General features: G+C 61.6%; 17 protein-coding genes. 2 read left to right on the top strand and 15 right to left on the bottom strand.

The genetic code is table 11. The annotated features are described in order from the left end of the window. Position 1: 1 nt before the first annotated feature. The 12 genes from argF to IH615_RS00620 all read right to left on the bottom strand — a co-directional run bounded on the left by argF (position 2) and on the right by IH615_RS00620 (position 13,715). Positions 2-1,003, bottom strand: coding sequence for an ornithine carbamoyltransferase (argF, locus tag IH615_RS00675; RefSeq protein WP_291359004.1), 1,002 nt, complete (start codon positions 1,001-1,003; stop codon positions 2-4). Between the two features lie 18 nt (positions 1,004-1,021). Continuing rightward, positions 1,022-2,266: an arginine deiminase gene (locus IH615_RS00670; RefSeq protein WP_291359003.1), complete on the bottom strand. Its 1,245-nt coding sequence runs from the start codon at positions 2,264-2,266 to the stop codon at positions 1,022-1,024. After that, positions 2,263-3,735, bottom strand: coding sequence for an arginine-ornithine antiporter (gene arcD / locus IH615_RS00665; RefSeq protein ID WP_291359001.1), 1,473 nt, complete (start codon positions 3,733-3,735; stop codon positions 2,263-2,265). Before arcD ends, IH615_RS00670 begins: the two co-directional genes overlap by 4 nt. Positions 3,736-3,802: 67 nt before the next feature. Further along, entirely contained in the window at positions 3,803-4,768 is a 966-nt protein-coding gene (locus IH615_RS00660; RefSeq protein ID WP_291358999.1) for a ribose-phosphate diphosphokinase, read from the bottom strand. Continuing rightward, a complete protein-coding gene (locus IH615_RS00655) occupies positions 4,765-7,182 on the bottom strand; it encodes a cation-translocating P-type ATPase (protein WP_291358997.1) in 2,418 nt (805 codons plus the stop codon). Before IH615_RS00655 ends, IH615_RS00660 begins: the two co-directional genes overlap by 4 nt. 32 nt (positions 7,183-7,214) lie before the next feature. Beyond that, entirely contained in the window at positions 7,215-8,594 is a 1,380-nt protein-coding gene (locus IH615_RS00650; protein WP_291358995.1) for a multicopper oxidase family protein, read from the bottom strand. Then, positions 8,591-9,070, bottom strand: a complete 480-nt coding sequence (locus tag IH615_RS00645) for a hypothetical protein (protein ID WP_291358993.1) — start codon at positions 9,068-9,070, stop codon at positions 8,591-8,593. Before IH615_RS00645 ends, IH615_RS00650 begins: the two co-directional genes overlap by 4 nt. Next, on the bottom strand, positions 9,067-10,134 hold the full coding sequence (locus IH615_RS00640; protein ID WP_291358991.1) for a type II glyceraldehyde-3-phosphate dehydrogenase: 1,068 nt from the start codon (positions 10,132-10,134) through the stop codon (positions 9,067-9,069). Before IH615_RS00640 ends, IH615_RS00645 begins: the two co-directional genes overlap by 4 nt. Further along, positions 10,127-11,698, bottom strand: a complete 1,572-nt coding sequence (locus IH615_RS00635; RefSeq protein WP_291359073.1) for a thymidine phosphorylase family protein — start codon at positions 11,696-11,698, stop codon at positions 10,127-10,129. The genes IH615_RS00640 and IH615_RS00635 overlap by 8 nt, the downstream gene beginning before the upstream one ends. After that, the gene (locus IH615_RS00630; protein WP_291358989.1) at positions 11,698-13,065 is read right to left on the bottom strand and encodes an MBL fold metallo-hydrolase; all 1,368 of its coding nucleotides are present in this window, start codon (positions 13,063-13,065) and stop codon (positions 11,698-11,700) included. The genes IH615_RS00635 and IH615_RS00630 overlap by 1 nt, the downstream gene beginning before the upstream one ends. A gap of 51 nt (positions 13,066-13,116) precedes the next feature. Further along, complete coding sequence (locus tag IH615_RS00625) at positions 13,117-13,392, bottom strand: hypothetical protein (RefSeq protein WP_291358988.1); 276 nt, start codon at positions 13,390-13,392, stop codon at positions 13,117-13,119. Continuing rightward, the gene (locus IH615_RS00620; RefSeq protein WP_291358986.1) at positions 13,389-13,715 is read right to left on the bottom strand and encodes a hypothetical protein; all 327 of its coding nucleotides are present in this window, start codon (positions 13,713-13,715) and stop codon (positions 13,389-13,391) included. Before IH615_RS00620 ends, IH615_RS00625 begins: the two co-directional genes overlap by 4 nt. A gap of 311 nt (positions 13,716-14,026) precedes the next feature. Between IH615_RS00620 and IH615_RS00615 the strand changes: the two genes are divergently transcribed. After that, entirely contained in the window at positions 14,027-14,404 is a 378-nt protein-coding gene (locus tag IH615_RS00615) for a hypothetical protein (protein WP_291358984.1), read from the top strand. A gap of 242 nt (positions 14,405-14,646) precedes the next feature. Further along, positions 14,647-15,315, top strand: a complete 669-nt coding sequence (locus tag IH615_RS00610) for a DUF6629 family protein (RefSeq protein ID WP_291358983.1) — start codon at positions 14,647-14,649, stop codon at positions 15,313-15,315. Between the two features lie 108 nt (positions 15,316-15,423). On the opposite strand, the gene nirK (IH615_RS00605) is transcribed toward IH615_RS00610, so the two are convergent. The 3 genes from nirK (IH615_RS00605) to nirK (IH615_RS00595) form a co-directional block, all read right to left on the bottom strand. Next, positions 15,424-16,596 carry a copper-containing nitrite reductase gene (gene nirK / locus IH615_RS00605; RefSeq protein WP_291358981.1) on the bottom strand — a complete coding sequence of 391 codons (1,173 nt, stop codon included), beginning with the start codon at positions 16,594-16,596 and terminating at the stop codon, positions 15,424-15,426. Positions 16,597-16,872: 276 nt separating this feature from the next. Next, on the bottom strand, positions 16,873-17,310 hold the full coding sequence (locus IH615_RS00600) for a DUF411 domain-containing protein (RefSeq protein ID WP_291358980.1): 438 nt from the start codon (positions 17,308-17,310) through the stop codon (positions 16,873-16,875). Between the two features lie 14 nt (positions 17,311-17,324). Continuing rightward, positions 17,325-18,278 carry a copper-containing nitrite reductase gene (gene nirK / locus IH615_RS00595; RefSeq protein WP_291358979.1) on the bottom strand — a complete coding sequence of 318 codons (954 nt, stop codon included), beginning with the start codon at positions 18,276-18,278 and terminating at the stop codon, positions 17,325-17,327. Between the last annotated feature and the right edge of the window lie 261 nt (positions 18,279-18,539).

Raw genomic sequence — 18,539 nt, 5'->3', positions numbered from 1 at the left:
CTCACCCACCGATCGTGGCGACAAGGATCGCCTTGATGGTGTGCATGCGGTTCTCCGCCTGGTCGAACACTATCGAGGCGGCAGACTCGAATACCTCGTCCGTGACTTCCATGCAGTCGATACCGAAGCGCTTGGCGATGTCGGCGCCGACCTCGGTTTCCGCGTTATGGAAGGCCGGCAGGCAGTGCATGAACTTGGTGTGAGGGTTGCCGGTCGCGACCATGACGTCACGAGTGACGCGGTAGGGCGTGAGTTCGCGGATGCGATCCGCCCAGGCCGCCTCGTCCTCGCCCATCGAAAGCCAAACGTCGGTGTATACGAAATCAGCGCCCCGTACCGCCTCGGCGACGTCCTCGGTCACGGTGAGCCGACCTCCGGTTTCTGCGCCCAGCGCTCTGAGATGGCCGATGAAGCCATCGTCGGGCCACAAGCTGCGGGGAGCCGCGATGCGCATATCGATACCGACCTTGGCAGCACCCAAGGCGAGTGACTGGGCAACGTTGTTACGCCCGTCGCCAAGAAACACCACCACCAGTCCCGAAAGGTGCTTGTGGGTGAACTCGCGCATGGTCATGAAATCGCCAAGCGTCTGCGTGGGATGCGTCTCGTTGGTCAGGCCGTTATAGACGGGTACCCCCGCATAGGCGGCGAGCTCTTCCGCCGTCTTTTGACCAAAGCCGCGATACTCGATCGCGTCGTAGATACGGCCCAGCACGCGGGCCGTATCCTTCATCGACTCCTTGTGTCCGATCTGGCTCCCCGTCGGGCCGAGATAGGTCACGTGGGCGCCCTGATCATAGGCCGCAACTTCGAAGCCAGTGCGGGTACGCGTTGAGTCCTTTTCGAAGATGAGTGCGATGTTGCGGCCGGCAAGCTTCGGCCTTTCGGTTCCCGCCTGCTTGGCGGCCTTCAGCTCGGCAGCCAGACGAATAAGGAACCGGATGTCGCCCGGCGAGTAATCGTCCAGCGTCAGCAAGCTACGGCCACGAAGATTGATCGGCATGGCAAGGTCTTCCTTGTATCAGAGGGGATCGCGAGCGATCGGACAGGTCATGCAATGGCCGCCGCCGCGCCCTCGTCCAAGCTCGGACCCTGCGACAGTAATCACTTCGATGCCCGCCCGCCGGAGCAGGGTGTTGGTGTAGACGTTGCGGTCGTAGCCGATGACGACACCAGGCTCGATTGCCACCACGTTGTTGCCGTCATCCCACTGCTCGCGCTCGGCCTCGTAGCTGTCGCCACCGGTGGCGACGACCCGAAGATGATCGAGGCCGAGCGCCTTTTGGACGACCTCGACAAACGGAGCGCTTTCCGCTGTAATCTCAATGCCGTTAGGTCCGGTGCCGGGGCGGAGCGAGAACGCCCGGATGCGCTCGACGACAGGTGGGTAAATCGTCACAAGGTCGCGATCGCAAAAGGTGAAGACAGTATCGAGATGCATGAAGGAGCGGTCGCGTGGCATCAACGCAGCGATGATCCTTGTCGTGACACCCTTGGCGAAGAGGCGCTTGGCTAGCGTCGCCACGGCCTGCGGCGTCGTCCGCTCCCCCATCCCGATAAGAACGACACCGTTTTCCACCGGCATGACGTCGCCGCCCTCAAGGGTGGCGATACCGGTCCCATCCGAACCGTCCCACCAGGTTTCGAATTCCGCGTCACGAAAATGCGAATGGAAGCGATAGACAGCTTCCACGTTCGTCGCCTCTGGTCGGCGAGCCGGCCAGAACATTGGATTGATCGTGACGCCGCCGTGGATCCAGCACGAGCTGTCGCGGGTAAACATCTGGTTAGGCAGCGGCGGCAGGACAAAGTCCTGCGGCTCCATGGTCCGCCCTGCCAGGCCCGTCGGGGTGAATGGAAGCTCCGCGCGAGCGATGCCGCCGATCAGAAACCGGCCAAGCTCGACTGCCGGCATCTCGTCCAGCCAGCCTCGCATCTCGCCGACCATGTCCTCTCCGACCGTGGCGGCGCTGACTCTCCTGTCGAGGACCCATCGCCGGGCCTCAGCGAGCGCCAGCGTTTCCCCGAGCAGTGTTCCGAAGTCAAGAACAGTAACGCCTCGCTCGCGCATCGTATCAACGAAGGCGTCATGCTCCTGGCGCGCCTTCTTGACCCAGAGGACGTCGTCGAAAAGTAGCGCCTCGCGATTGTCGGGGGTTAGCCGTTGCAGACTCAAGTCCGGCCTGTGGACCATCACCTCGCGGAGGCGGCCCACTTCTGAGTAAGCACCCAGCCGGGTCGTGGAAGTGTTCGGTATCGCGTTCATAGTGGGCTGATGCTCCCGTTCCAGATGAGGTAGGCGGCGGCCAGGCCAGCGAGGACGAGGCCGACGGCCAGTACAGCCTCGAGGCCGTTGAAGCTTTTCTGGCCATTCTCGCGGCGAGCGATGACGTAGAATATGATCCCTGGGGCATAGAGCATCGCCGCCATGAACAGGTAGGTCGGGCCCGCGGCGTAAACCAGCCAGACACCATAGGCGGTTGCGACGAGCCCCGCTATGAGGTCGCGCGTCCGGCTTTCCCCGGTTCGATAGCCCTCTCCCGTGATCGCGAGCTTAGCGGCATAGGCGCCGGAAAAGACGTACGGGACCAGGATGGCCGTCGACGCAATATAGAACAGGGCCGTGTAGGTACTGTTGGCAAAAAGGGCGACGATCAGAAAGACCTGCACCAGCCCATTGGTCACCCAAAGCGACGTCGCCGGAGCGCCACGCTTATTCTCGCCGGCTAAGAAGCGCGGCATCGTGCCGTCGCGACCAGCGACATGCGGGACTTCAGCGGCGAGCAGGTTCCAACTGAGGAATGCCCCGAGCACCGAGACGACCAGCGTGACGTTGACGAGGATCGCACCCCAGGGACCGACAATATACTCAAGCACCCCCGCCATTGACGGGTTCTTCAGCGCGGCAAGCTCCGGCTGCGTCATCACTCCGAGCGACACCAGGGAAATCAGGGCGTAGAGGACGAGCGCCACGAAGAAGCCCACCATGGTCGCGAAGCCGACGTCGGATCGGCGTTCTGCGCGGCCGGAGACCACGCTCGCGCCCTCGACCCCGATGAACACCCATAGCGTGACCAGCATCGTGCTCCTGACCTGGTTGAGTATTGAGCCGAGCTCCAGGTTGCTGGCACCGGTGAAATCGAGGGTGAAGACATCGACCTTGAAGGCGACGACCGCGAGAACGACAAACAAAACCAGCGGGGCGATCTTGGCGATAGTGGTGATCAGGTTAACGAGGGCCGCCGTCTGCACGCCCGATAGTATCAGGGCGTGAACAAGCCAGAGCACAGCCGATGCACCGACGATGGCCTGCCAGGTGTTGCCCTCGCCGAAGGGTGGAAAGAAGTAAGACAGCGCACTGAACATGACCACTGCGTAGGAGACGTTGCCAATCCAGGCGGAGAGCCAATAGCCCCAGGCGCTGTTGAAGCCGATAAACGGGCCAAAGCCGGCCTTGGCGTAGGCATAGGGCCCCGCGTCCAGCGCCGGCTTTCGCCGAGACAGGCTCAGATAGACGAAGGCAAGCGCCAGGATGCCTACGCCGCTGATCAACCAGCCGATGATGATCGCCAGCGGGGCCGCACCGGCGGCCATGTTCTGTGGCAGGCTGAAGACGCCTGACCCGATCATTGATCCTACGACGACAGCCGTAAGTGCGAATAGTCCAAGTTTTCCCGACCCGGAAGACGACGAGCTTGTCGCAGTTGTCGTGTCTGTGGCGTTGGCAATTGTCATGTCTTTGACGCCGAAATCGGCCCTCCAAAATTTGGTGATGTTCTGTTCGGACAGGTGGAACTGAAGTCTATTTGCCGACGTCCAGAATGGGCGTCTGCACGAAGGCGGGACGGCGCTGATCGGTACGGGACGGCGGAGGAGCGTTGATCAAACGTGCCGCATCGAGCGCGATAGCAGGTGAGACATCGATTGCGTTCGAGGCGTGCAACACGGTGTTGGTAGTGACGACCGCTCCGGCCACTGCATCAAGTTCGGCGAAGCTCTCTTGGGCAAACAGGGCATGCACGGCGATGCAGATCGTAGGTTCGGAGGTTCTTTCGCGCAGCAGTCGGGTTGCTTGCAGCATGGTTTGAGCGGAGGACGCGATGTCGTCGACAAGCACGGGGGTCCGACCCGTCAACCCCTCAAGTTCTGGCACGGAAATCCGGACGTTGCGGTCGCCGAGTCGCTCCTTAATGAGGACCTTGTAGGGCGCTCCGACGAGCGCGGCGACGCTCGCCACCCATTGATCACTTTCGCTGTCTGGCCCGATAAGCAGCGGGTCAGGCACATTTGCTGAGATCCAGGTTGCAATGGCGGGAGCCGCAGCGACAGCGCTAGACGGGATGCTGTAAATGGCGTCCAACGAACCGTACCGATGCAGGTGCGGATCGACAGTGACCAGCCAGTCAACCTCCGAAGAAAGTGCCTTGGCGAAGCCCTCAGAGGTGATTGCCTCGCCGTCACGGAAGCGCTTGTCTTGGCGCAGATACGAGAGGTACGGCGCCACCAGCCCAACTCTGATGGCACCGAGCTGCCGTGCTGCTGATGCTGCAAAGACGATAGGCAGGAACTTGAGGTCGGGACGATCCAGGGTGCAGACCAGAGCGATCGACCGTCCTGCCGGGTTGGTCAAGAGGCGGAGATAAGTCTCTTCGTCGGGAAAACGGCGAGTTTCGATCTCTCCAAGCTCGGCATCCATGTGAGAGGCCAGCGCAGCAGCCATATCTTCATTGCCCGGCAGTGCGAACAGGAGGGGGCGGAGTTCGGTCATTGCCCCCTCCCCGGCTCGACCAACTCGCCTGATCGACCCGACTGCGATGTTGCGGGGCGGATGCCATCCAGCCTGGTTCGTTTGAGCAGGAGGGCATTGATCGCAACGAGCGCCGAACTGCCCGACATCGCCAGGGCGGCAATCTGCGGACTGAGGACGAACGGGTAGAACACGCCTGCCGCGATCGGGAACGCGATGACGTTGTAGCCCACGGCCCACCAGAGGTTCTGGTGCATCTTTCGCAACGTCGCCTTGGAAAGCGTCATGGCGCCGACGACATCGAACGGGTCGCTCTTCATAAGCACGATGTCGGCGCTTTCGATGGCCACGTCGGTACCGGCGCCGATGGCAAAGCCCACATCAGCCTGTATCAGTGCGGGGGCATCGTTCACCCCGTCCCCGACCATACCGACTTTCAGCCCCTGGCTCTGGAGCTCCTTGATTTTCTCCGCCTTTTGCCCCGGTAGAACGTCAGCAAGGATGATGTCGATACCGAGCAGGTCGGCTATGCGCTTGGCCGTTCCAGCGTTATCGCCGGTGAGCATGGCGATCCGGACACCCTGCTCGTGTAATTTGGCAATCGTCGCCGCCGAAGTCGGACGCGGGGCGTCGGCTACGGTGATGAGGCCGAGCAGCTTGCCGGACCGGGCGATGTAGGTCACCGTCCGTCCCTCGCCCTTGAGAACCTCGGCCTTCTGGCCGAGTTCGCCGAGCTCGACCGTGTTCTCGTCCATGAGCCGCCGGTTGCCGACGAATACGACGGCGCTATCAATCTCGGCGCTGGCGCCGCGACCGTCCATATAGTTGAAATGGGCCAGGTCCGGCCGCTTCAGATCGGCGGCCCGCTCCAGGATCGCGAGAGCGATTGGGTGATCTGAGTTCTGCTCGATCGCCGCCGCTATCCCGACCAGTTCGTCCTCAGTGACTCCTGATGCAGGAACCACGTCAATGACTTTGGGCTGACCCATCGTGAGCGTGCCGGTTTTGTCGAAGACGATTACATCGAGCTTGGTCGCGTCCTCGAGCGCCGACGCGTTCTTGAACAGGATGCCGTTGGACGCACCAAGGCCCGTTCCCACCATGACGGCCATCGGCGTCGCCAGCCCCAGGGCGTCGGGACAGGCGATAACGAACACCGTAATCGTCAGTGTAAGGGCAAATAGAAGCGGTTGCCCCAAGACCCAGAACCACACCGCAAAGGTGAGAAGGCCGATGAGGATCGCCGCCAGGACCAGCCATTGGGACGCACGGTCGGCAAGGAGTTGGGCCGGCGCCTTTGAATTTTGTGCCTCCTGCACAAGCTTGACGATCTGTGCCAGCGCCGTGTCTGCACCAACCTTGGTCGAGCGATACCGCAGGGTGCCGCTCTTGTTGATGGTGGCGCCGATCACTGCATCACCAACTGTCTTCGTCACGGGCATGGACTCGCCCGTAAGCATTGACTCGTCGATTGTGGACTCGCCCTCGATGACTTCACCATCGACGGGCAGCTTGTTGCCCGGCCGCAGGACAACGATGTCACCCAGGACCACCTCCGACGTCGGGACCTCGCGTTCGACCCCGTCGCGAAGCACCGTGGCCTTCGGCGGAGCAAGGTCCAGAAGAGCTCGGATCGCCGCCGATGCGCCGGCACGCGCTCGCATCTCGAGCCAGTGTCCGAGAAGAATGAAGACGAGCAGGATGGCCGCGGCCTCGTAGAACTGGGCCCCATCGAAGAAGAACGTCGAACCGACACTGAAGAGATAGCCAGTGCCCACACTGAGAACAACGAGGACTGCCATATTGAGCACGCGGTTCCGCAAGGCACGCCAAGCGGAGACGAGGAACGGCCAAACCGGGTAGATAATCGCCGCGGTGGCGAACAGGAACATCGTGACGTTCATGCTCATGCCAAAGGGGGGCTCGAAAAGCGGCTCAGCTAGCCCCATCGGATCCATGGCAAGTATCGGCAGCGTGAAAATGAGGCTGACCAGGAAGCGATTGCGCATGTCCCGGACCATGTCCTGCATGTCCATGCCCGCGCCATGGCCCATGTCGTGGGCCATGGCGTCGTGATCCGGCTTGCCTTTCGGGCTGGGAGACACTGCTTCCTGGTGGATGTGACCCGAGGCGCGGTGGTCCATATGTTCGGCGTGAGACGGCGCCCGCGGGTCGGTGACGCTGACAGCGGTCTGGTCCGGAACACACACGTGCCGGGGTGCGATCTCGCCTCTGCAATGGAAGCCGCAGGCTTCAATTTCCCGCGCCAGGCGCTCCGGACTGGTAACAGCTTCGTCGAAGGCAATGCTGGCCGTGCTGGACCCGGCATTCATGGCAACCCTCTGGACTCCGGGCAGCGCACCAAGGCGCTTTTGGACTGCCGCAAAATCTAAAATGCTGAGGAGATCGCTGACTTGCAGCGTCACGTTCTTCATGTGTCGTTCCTCTTTCGTCAGTATCGTGCGTCTCAGGTCTGATAGCCGAAGGTCGACATCATGCCGGTCGCCATGTGGTACAGATGGTGGCAGTGGAATGCCCATTGCCCGGGGTTGCTCGCATCGACCGCAATGGTAACCGCCCGCCTCGGCGGTATGAGGACGGTGTCGCGGACTGCACCAGCAATCCTCTTTCCGTCGATCGCAACCACTTGAAAATGGTGGCCGTGCAGATGCATCGGATGGGCCATCATACTCATGTTGGTCATCGTGACCTCGACCCGGTCACCCGACGCAGCGATGATCGGCTCCCGTAGGCCAAGGCTCCATCGGTACTTCGCCATGTCGCCGTTGAGCACCATCTCAAACGATTTGTCGGCAACACGGGTCGGGAGCGGCGCGATGGCTCGTAGCTCTGCCTCGAGCGCCAGATCGAGGATGGGCCCGTCTTCACTGCCTATAGATGCCACCCTGGCTATCTGGGAACCTGGTGGCTGCAGGATGACGCCGGTCCGGTGTGCAGAGCCCTCCCGAAGAGCCAGAATCGGGAACGGCCCTCCCTCGCTCGGGAGTTCGACACGGATGTCGAGGCGCTGACCCATGCTGATGGGAAAGCGGCGCCCGCCGACCGGCTCGATGTTCTGCCCATCCACTGCCACCAACTGACCATTGATCGCACCGAGGTCGATGGTGAACGCTGTGGCTGTGGCGCCGTTGATGATACGAACCCGAATGCGGCCACCGCGCTCGACTTTGACGGCTTCGGGGTCGTCCAGGGCTCGATCATTGGCGAGGTAGGCGTCGTATTCGATATCGTTAAGGTCCATCGCCATTCCGCCGTGGTCCATCGGCGCCATGGCATCCGCAGGCTTGGCCAGGCCAGCGAGCAATTCCTCCGGCGAGGCAAAGGAGAAGTCATGGAGGAGAATGACCACCTCCTGCTCATCGCGCCCATCATCCGCCGGATCCTCGACAATCAGGGGGGCGGCCAACAGCATTTGTTCCTGGAGCGTATGAGCGTGCATCCAGTGCGTGCCGGGCGTTTCAAGGGGGAACTCGAATACGCGTTCCATGCCTGCGTTGATCAGGGGCAGCGGGGCGTCGGGAACACCATCGCTCGGCCAGGGCGGCGTAAGCCCGTGCCAATGGATGATGGTCTGCTCAGCAGTCTCGTTGCGCAACAGGACGTTGAAAGGTTCGCCGGCCCGCAGGCGCAGCCCTGTTGAGCCGTCGGCCTGCTCTAGCCCAAAGACGCTGGCGGCCCTCCCATTCACTTCGATCGTCCTTCGCACGATACTGAGCGGGGTGGCGGTGGAGGGTTGGGCCGCATAGGCCGACCGCAAGAATGCGGGTGGGAGAGACAGGGCGGCCGTGCCGGCAACGAGCCCTGTTACGAATTGACGACGTTTCATTTCCATTTTCCTCTATGAATTGATGGGTTTGTCTCTTGCGCAAGACTGATCGGCACTTCGAAGGCGAAAGCCACGAGACTGCTCGCCCAGACGAGCGCGAAGCCGGCGAGTAGCCACTTGAAGTCGGAGTTGATGGAGAAGTTGACTATCGCCATCAGAACGATCGAGACCGTGCCTCCCAGCGAGGCGGCCAGCACGGCTGCCGGGCTCCTTGCGCGGTACGACGTGGCGGCCAACGCGATGGTTACAACGCCCGTCGCCAGGGCAAAGCCGCCCAGCACGTGAAAGACATTGGACAGCCACGGCCCCAATCTTGGACCCAGTTGCTCGACCTCTGTCGGCGAGAACCCGATGAACCGGATATCCTCGGGCAGCAGCGCCGGACGGAAGGCAAGAAAGTAGACGCCGATCCCGGACACCAGCAGGCCGGCGACCGAGAGAAGGACGGCCGACATATTCCATGGACCTTTGGTCATGGGGCATCAGCCTGTCGGTCGGGCCGAGCGACGAGCTTGCCAATCCCTAAAGGCGCGTTGGTGATGGCAATCGAGGACGCCGCCTCCCGCTCAAGCCCGCAAAGCGCTCGAATGGCGTCGATGGTTTCCGGGATGACGATCGCCTGGTTGTCGACCATGTAGGCGTAGAAGAGCTCATCGCCCTCAACAGTCAGCATGTCCTCCCACAACGCAACCTCATAGAGGTCCCCGTGCGGCCGCCCGAGGTCGAGCATCCACTCTTTGATGCTGTTGAGTGCCGGCAGCCCCGCGTCACTACGGATCAGCGCTATGCGGCTGGAGGCTCGAAAAAGGTCCAGGACTTCTGCCACTTCGGCGGGCCTGGTAAGCCGGACGTTCCAGAGGTGCAGGTGGCCAAGGGTTTGCGGGACCTTCACCGCCATCGTCACGACATCCAGATCGGGGTCGACACTTTTGGCATCCGGACCCTGGTGGCTCGGAATGCGGGACTCCGGAACCAGGGTGTTCATTATCCCCGACTGATGGCTCTCCCAGGGATCCGTCGCGCGGCGCAACAGCGTCCCTCTCGCGGACCCGAGCAGGCCACCCTTCTTGAGGGCTGTCAGTGTCCGCACGATTGAGGTGGTGTTGCACGACACCACGCGGGTGCTGGAACCGCCCACGGCACTGGCGTAAGACGCTTCGGCGACGAACGAATGCCCGGTGAGTGCGTGCTTTTCTCCACCTTGCAGAATGTGCTTCGCGCCAGCGGCACGATAGGTAGGGACATTGGCCGCGGCGATGTTCTTCGGTGTGCAGTCGATGACGATGTCGCTATCGGCAAGAAGATCCGCGAGGGTCCCGCTCGTCGCGATGCCGGCGTTGCTCATCGCGGCTACCGCCTCTACCGTCGCGCCGAACACTCGGTACCCTTTTTCGGCGGCCAACCGGATTCGCCAATCGTCGACAACATCCGCGATGCCGGAAACGCTCATGTCGGGTTGGAGCATGATCGCGTCCGCCACGCGCTTGCCGATCACGCCGTAGCCGTTGATCGCAACGCGGACTTTGCGAGGGTCAGTCATTGCCGTCTCCTATTGTTGGCCGAGCACCGTTGCGCTGATCGCCGACGCGGATGATGTCCGGATTGGCGGACACATAATCCAGGGCGTATTGAAGCTCACCGCCAGTATCGGCATGTACGGTGTAGAGTGGCTGGCCAGCCGATACCTTCTCGCCCACCCGGGCAAACATCCTGACGCCGGCGGCTGGAATTCCCGGAGCACCAGCGAGTTTGGCGACGCGCGCAATCTTGCGGTTGTCGATCGCCGTGACATATCCGCCCGACTGCGCAAGTTGCGGCTGCGTGAGTGCCGCCACTGGAGGAGCGCGCATGCCACCCTGAGCCTCGCAAATGCGCTGGAACTTTAACCAGGCGCTGCCGTCGGCGATTGCTTGTGCGGCCACGGCAACGCCGGTGCCTGGAGCTGCTCGCTCGACCATTTCCAGGGCGGCGCCCGCAAGCGTGCAGGCACGCAAGTGCAGATCCGTGGGGTATCCCGGGGTCAGTTGAAGCACCGCCAGGACATCGTGGGCCTCGAGGGCCGGCCCAATTCCGAAGCCGACTGGTTCGCTTCCATCGGAGACCACAACCTTCGTGGTGATCCCGAACTGACCCGCGATGCCCTCGAGCTTGCTGGCAAGCGCGGCGGCAGCGGCCGATGTTCGGATCTTTGCCGTCGGCCCGACAGGAATGTCGAGCACGAGATGTGTGGCGCCGGCCGCGACCTTCTTGGAAAGTACGGACGCTACAAGCTGGCCCTCGGAGTCGAGATCGAGGACCCTTTCGACCCGGATCAGTAGGTCATCGGCCGGACTAAGGCGGACGGCCCCTCCCCAGACGACACAGCCACCTTCTTGTTCCACCACCTGGCGAATGGTCCTAAGGTCGAGGTCGACGGGCGCCAGCGTTTCCATTGTATCGGCCGTACCCGCTGGCGAGGTTATCGCTCGCGATGATGTCTTAGGGATCGTGAGCCCCAGGGCTGCCAGAATGGCGACGACAATGGGGGTCGTCCTGTTGCCGGGCAGGCCGCCGACGCAATGTTTGTCCACGATAGGTCTGCCGGGCCAGGTCAAGGTATCGCCGAGCTCGACCATCACCTTGGTCAAGGCATGCATCTCCTGGTTATCCATCGGGAATGACGAGCCGGAAACCAGGTAGGCGGTCGTTTCGATCGCCGAGTACCGGCGTTCGGCGATATCGCCGATGATATCCCTGAGCTGCACCTCGGACAGCCGGCTACCAAATATTCTGGAGCGCACGTGTGCAAACGAAGCCAAGGGATTGGGATGCCGGGCGACGATGGGATCTCCCTCGGCGACATCGAGCTGGTCCCAGGCGGCCTCTGACAGGCCGGCTTCGTCGGCGTCGAGCATCTCGGAAGCCACCTGGTAAAGTGTCGCGACCACACTCTTGCCTCCCGACTGAAGCAGGACTCGCGAACGTGAGGACAGCCCCTCCGAACGGCAAACATGGCAATCCGTGCGCATGAAGACGATGGGATCGTCGAGCGTCAGGACGCCCATACGCTTTGCCCTCAGTGGCGCGGCTGAGGCGGTCTGATGAGAATCCGGCGAGGGTAACATCATATCAGCACCGCCCGCTGGGCGAGTTCCGGCACTGCGCAGGACCAGCCGAGCTCGGCCTCGATGCGTCGTTTCAGGGCGTCCGAAGCATCAGGTTCGCCATGGGTGATAAACGTCATGCGTGGCGGCCGCGCGAAGCCGCGCAACCAGACCATGATCTCATCGGCGTCCGCATGCGCCGACAGCATGGAGAGGTTCTGGACCTCGGCTCGCACCTGCACGTACTCGCCGTGAATCTTGACGGCGTCGGCACCGGCCACCATTGCGGCGCCGCGGGTCCCGGCCGCCTGGAAGCCGGCAAAGAGAATTGTGTTGCGCCGGTCGGGGGCGTAGCGCTTGAGATGATGCAGGACCCGCCCGCCGGTGGCCATGCCGCTGGCCGAAATAATCACCTTGGGCATGGGGTTGTTCGTGAGGGCCTTGGATTCCTCGACCCCGCGCACATAGGTAGCGATACCACACGCCTTGACGCACGCGTCCGCCGATAGCCTGTGATCATCGAGGTGTGTGCACAGCATATTGCTGGCGTTGATCGCCATCGGACTATCGAGAAATACGGACACATTCGTGAGTCGCCCTGCGGCGCTAAGCTGCTCCAGGTGATAGAGCAGCGACTGAGCCCGACCCACCGCGAAAGCGGGGATCACCACGGTGCCGCCGCGCGCCGTGGTGCGGTTTATGATTTCTGCCAGGGCATCCTGCGCGTTCACCGGATCGTGACGGCGATTTCCGTAAGTCGACTCCACGATCAGGTAGTCCGCTGCCGAAACCGGTTCGGGGTCGACCATCATGGCATCGTTGAAACGGCCGAGATCCCCAGAGAAGACAATCTTGGTTCCGTGCCACTGGCACTCGATCGAGGCTGCCCCCAGGATGTGCCCGGCTCGCCGTAGGGTGATCTCCGGTCCGCCGCCGGGAACGCTGTAGAGCTGGTGGAACGGCACCGGATTTAGGTGCGGCAGCGCGGCCTCGGCGTCCTTCAGGGTATAGAGTGGCTGGGCCGGTCGGTGTTTCGAGTATCCATGCCGGTTGGCTAGCTCGGCGTCCTTTTCCTGAAGGAAACCGCTATCGCGCAGGAGGATTTCGCAGAGCTCCATGGTGGCATGTGAGCAATAGATGCGGCCGGAAAAGCCGTCGCGGACCAGAGCCGGAAGATACCCCGAATGGTCGATATGTGCATGCGTAAGCAGCACCGCATCGAGCGAGCTCGGTGTTACGGGAAAAGCGTCCCAATTCTTCTGACGAAGCTCGCGCGGGCCCTGGAAGAGGCCGCAGTCGATGAGAACTCGCTTTGAGCCGTCTTCAAGGAGATACTTGGAGCCGGTGACGGTTCCCGCGCCGCCAAGGAATGATAGTGAAAGGCTCATGGATCGTTCACTCACAAAAATGGAAAGGGGAGGCCCGGCGACCCGCCATTACTAGAGCCCGCGGGCGGCGACGGCGTTGTGCAATGCCGCGACGATAGACCCACCGACGACCCCGAATGCCGAGCTAAAGAAGATGCCTTCTAGCCAGGCCTGCGGTGAAGTCACTGGGGCCAGTGTGAACAAGGTCACCCAAGCATGGGTCGCCTGAACGCCAGGAAAGGCCAGGCCTGCGACAGCACACAGCGCGAACAGCACGATGAGGGCCGCGCTGGTCCCCACGCTTAGCCCGAGCACCGATAGCGTCCGTTTCGCGACGGAATTGGTCATCGCGATGCCTCCTCGCCGGAACTCGGCGCCGCCGGCAAGGCCTTCTGCATCTCCAGCATCTGCCGCATCATCTCCATTTGCATCGTCTGCATGGACTGCATCATCGCCATCATGCCCATCATGTCCGCACAGCCCATCATCGGGTTCGCCGGAGCGTTTGGTCCGGGGGTTTCAGACTTGTCTGCCGGCGCTTCGATAATTGCCGGGGCCTCGGCGGCGGGCACCTCCGCCCCGGCAGGGTGATGGGGATCATCTTGAGCCATCACGGGATGAGCCAAAGCGAAAGCAAGAGCAGCGATGGATAGGGTTCTAAAAGCGCGCATGGGTAAACTCCCTTTGCGTCTGCGTGAATCTTGATGTGGGGGTGACGTGGTAGCCGATGACACCGCGCGATCGCGATGGCAGACACGACAATCAGCTTGCAACGGGCGCAATCTGGCGCAATGCGCCTAATCGACCCGGATAGCTGGTTTTCTAGACTGCGTGACGGGGAGGCCGCTTACCGACTTCTAGGTGCGCGTCGTACATGGCGACGGGCATCCACGGGCCCGTCACAAAGAGGCGAACAACGGATGGGCCAGCGTTGGTTTCAGTCCCTAAGGCGACAAGGTGGCCACAACAAAGGGAGCTTCCCATGTCATGGCAGCAAATCGAACACTCAGCCTTGGGAGACGCGATCACGCAGGCCTTTTCGATGGGGCCCGTCAAATCACCGACCGCGCGGTGCATCTCATCGGCGGTTGGAAACGGTGCCCCGTCTACGGCGGCAAAGGCTGTGCCGGCGAGTACAACGCCCGCCGCCAGGATCAGCAGCACACCAAAGGTCCGCAATTTGCCAAGTACAGCGTTCATGGGCACACCATACCTTCCGACCCTGCGCTCAACTTTGATCCACATCAATTTAGCGGGCGAGCGGACGCAGTTGAACGAAAAATATCAGCACGCAAAAGATGGCCGTCCGAAGGACCATGCACAAGCTTCGTGGATGACTGTTACCGCGCTGAAAGGGTAACGCCGGGCACCAACCCGGCCTACTTTTGACCATTGCACTTCGTCGGTCGGGCGTACCGCCTTAACCTGGCGACCGCGTCGAAGACCGTAAAGTTATCGGCGCGCGAACGGAGCCAGAATCGGAAAGCGATTGGAGGACAACATTTCGCGCGCTTTGAGGGAGGGCGGCCGTCTCTACTGGTGTCGCACAAATACGTCCGCTAGGTTGGTACCCATCCTACCGCCCGTACTGAGCATTGAAGCATGTGCCTGTCTGCTCCCGTCAGTTTCGCCGCCGCTGCCGCTCTTATTCCAACTGGAGCGTTTGCTGTGAACCGCGCGCTCAAAGTTGACCGACGCTTTCTCGCCCTTGCGGCACTCCCAGTATTCTTCGGCCTGCAGCAGTACTTCGAAGGCATGGTATGGCTCGCCGGCGCCGCGGGCGATCAGGGCGCTGTGTCAGGTAATTCACTGGCCTATATGTTCTTCGCGTGGATTGCTTGGCCAGTGTGGGTTCCCATCTCTGGATACTTCATCGAGACGGGCAGAAAGCGGCTCTTGTATGTAGCGTTCGCGATCGGCGGAGCGATGTTGGGGGCACTTCTGTACGTGCCTTACTTTGCGCATGATGGATGGCTGACGATCCGATTTCTAGAGCGGGCAATCGTCTACGACACAACCGAGCTGCTCGACTTCATAATGGCGCGCGAGTTTACATATGGCATCTATGTATTCTTCGTCGCTGCTCCACTTTTGATCTCGCGAGATCGTCACGTCAGATTCTTTGGATTGCTCGTCGCAGGCGCCCTTGCAGTAACGTATGCCTTCTTTCAATACGCACACATCTCGGTCTTCTGTTTTGGCGGAGCATTGGCCTCGCTGTACCTGGTGTTTGCGATGCTGCAGAAAAAAGAGGCAGTGTCTGCGGTATAGTGTGCCCACCTGCCTCTTTTTGGCAGCGTGCTCGCTTGTCTTTGCTTGCCACGTAAATCACCCAGTTATGAATGGTCAGCCCTTCACTATGCCGGGGCCAAGTCTGGATTAGTGGCCGGACATCGAAGGATCCGGCGGCTCCCCAATGGGCGCGAAGATCTCGGGTTGCTCATCGCCTTCGACGATGAGGTAGCCGGCTAGACCCCGCTCGGCACGCGACAGGGCATGGTCCACCAGCACATAGCGGCCGGGAACATCGCACTTGAATTCGACCACGGCCGCGCCGCCAGACGGAACCGTCACCGTCTGCACATTGGTCAACGGAGAGCTGGTAAGCGACGCCGCCTGGTACACGCGGTCGAAGATCTCGCCGATCACGTGAAAGGAGGAGGTGAAGTTCGGGCCGCCCACGCCGAAGAAGATGCGGACGGTTTCGCCTACATTGGCCTTGAGCGGAAAATGCTCGGTGAGCGCACTGACGTGGCCGTTGAAGACGAAATATTCCGGCCGCTCATTGATCAGCTTGTCGTAGCTCTCGGTGAGCAGGCCCGCCGTGCCGAATGCCTCCTCGGTATAGATTTCGCCCTGCATGACGTAGAATTCGCGGTCAACGGGGGCGAGGCCCTCCTCGGGTTCGACCAGGATCATGCCATACATGCCATTGGCGATATGCATGGCCACCGGCGGCACCGCGCAGTGATAGACATAGAGCCCTGGGTTAAGCGTCTTGAAACGGAAGGCGTGTTCCTCGCCCGGCATGGACGTGGTGAGCACGGCGCCGCCGCCAGGGCCGGTGGCAGCATGGAAATCGACGTTATGCGCCATCCAGCTGTCTTCGGCGTTCTTGAGGTAGCACTCCACCGTGTCGCCGACCCGCACCCGGATAAAGGGGCCAGGCACGCGCGCATTGAAAGTCCAGAAGCGGAATGTGCTGTTGGCGTCGAGATGGGCCTCGAGCTCGACGGTTTCGAGATCGACGCGGACGGTCTGCGGTTCCCGCCGGGTGAGCGGAGGCGGGATCTCGGCCGGATCATGGGCAATGTCATTATGCTCGGTCATCCCGGGATTGACCTGGTAGAGGCGGCCGCTAGGGCTGTTTGCCCCAGCGTAGGACATATGCGCGCTCCGGTTCACCGCAGCGCCGCCTGGGGCTTGAGCCAGCGCCTGCCCACCCAACGCGCCGGCGAAGGTCAAGCCTGCCGATCCAGCCAGCAGGCTGCGGCGGCTGAGACCCGCGCCCGCCTTCGGCCCGTGCATCTCATCGTCCTTTTTATCCGTCATTCGCTCTCTCCGTTCTTGCCAAAAAGGGCCTGCTCATACGGGCACAGGTCCTGAATTCCATTACTGGGCAGCGGGTGCCTTGGACTCGGGCTAATGCCGGCGCGGCGAGCATCAGCCCGGCCAGTCCGCATGCCACGCGAAATGATGCGGTTTTCACTTTCTTCCCCTATCGGTTTTCGGTTTTCTGTCGCAAACGGGGGGACAAGAAAAGGTTCAAACCTAAGTAGGCAAGTCAATGCTCCTGGTGCAGGGCATCCCCTCGGGTCTTACACGCCGCTAGTGCTTGGAAAAGACCACAGCCTCACCATTATCAAGCAGTAACAGCACATCGTAGGGCTCCTCGCTAGCTCCCTCCATGCCGGGCGAACCCGCCGGCATGGAGGGAGCCGCAAGACCTAGCGCGTTCGGACGCTCGGCCAAAAGTCGAGCGATTTCGGGAGCCGGCACGTGGCCTTCGATCACGTAGTCCCCGATCATTGTCGTGTGGCAGGAGGCCCAGTTAGGCCCGATGCCAGCTTCCATTTTGATACGCGCCATCTCGCCGACATCAATATCGCGTGGCAAGAGTTCGAAACCACCATCCCGGGCATGGGCGATCCACCTCTCGCAGCACCCGCACCCGGCGGTCTTGAAGACGTCGGCCACGTCGGCGAGAGCGACGGAAGCTGGCAGCAGCACCATTGCCCCGGCAAGGATAATCGTTCTCAGCTTCATTCGATCAGTTCCCTTCAATGTGCTGGCTCGCCGTGGGATTCTAACTGGTCAGGTTCCGAGCTCTCCGTGGCGCTAAAGATTGCTGGCGCATCCTCTCCTTCGACGACGAGCTTGCCAACAAGGCCACGAGCAGCCCGTGACAGTGCGTGATCGACAAGAAGAAATTCACCGGGCACCTCGAGTGTTAAATCGACCACCGCAGCGCCGCCAGGAGGAACCGAGACGGTTGCCACATCGGACATTGGCTCGGTCGCAAATGATGCCAGATTGTAGACCTTGTCGAAGATCTCCCCGATGACGTGGAAGCTAGAAGACTTATTTGGCCCACCCACTCCAAAGTAGATTCTGACAGTTTCTCCGACTTCTGCCCTCAGCGCGTGGTCGCCCGTCAGCGCCTCGGCGGCGCCGTTGAACACATAGTATTCCGGCTGTTCGTCGAGCAGCCGGTCAACGCTGCCCGTCAGCATTCCCTTGGAACCGAATTCCTCCGCGGTGTAGATCTCGCCCTGCATGACGTAAAACTCCCGGTCAACTGCGGGCAATGCCTCCTCGGGCTCCACGAGGATGAGCCCATACATGCCATTTGCAATGTGCTCGGCCGCAAGCGGCACCGCACAATGGTAGACATACAGGCCAGGCTTCAGCGCCTTGAAAGAGAAGCTCTTTGCTTCGCCGGGTTGCGCATGGGTGGCAGCGCCCCCGCCCCCAGGTCCTGTTGCTGCGTGGAAGTCCACGCTGTGCGGCTCGGTGCTGTCGTCCACGTTATGCAGGCTCACCTCCACGGTGTCGCCAACTCGTGCCCGTACGAAAGGCCCCGGGACCTTCCTGTTGAAGGTCCAGTAGTGGTAGGTGGCGCCGTCAGCAAGAGCACCGGTGACCTCCACCGTTTCCAGGCCGACCTTGATGGTCTCGGGGCCACGCGCAACAAGCGGTCCCGGCAAATCCGTGGGTGCACGAACGATGTCCAACGGCACATCCGCCGTCCCGTTCTCGGCGGGGTGAGCGTGAGTACCGGCCGCATGCGCCGGTGAGGCCAAAGTAGCTGCGAGCACAAGACCGGCAACGGCGTTGAGCAGGGACGTGCGGAGTAGCATCGGACAAGCCTTTCATCATTCTTGCTTTTGACTAGACCTCTGGTCGGCACCGCCTTCTTTGATCCAGCACAACTTCTGGTGCTGTCTCTCGGAAACGTGAATGCCAGCTGATTTCGGCGAATGCGCGATCGAATA

Origin of the sequence: Devosia sp., assembly GCF_014860165.1 — a bacterium.
Classification (GTDB): Bacteria; Pseudomonadota; Alphaproteobacteria; order Rhizobiales; family Devosiaceae; genus Devosia.
The sequence above is the reverse complement of the archived record's forward strand: the minus strand, read 5'-3'. Positions and strand labels throughout refer to the sequence as shown.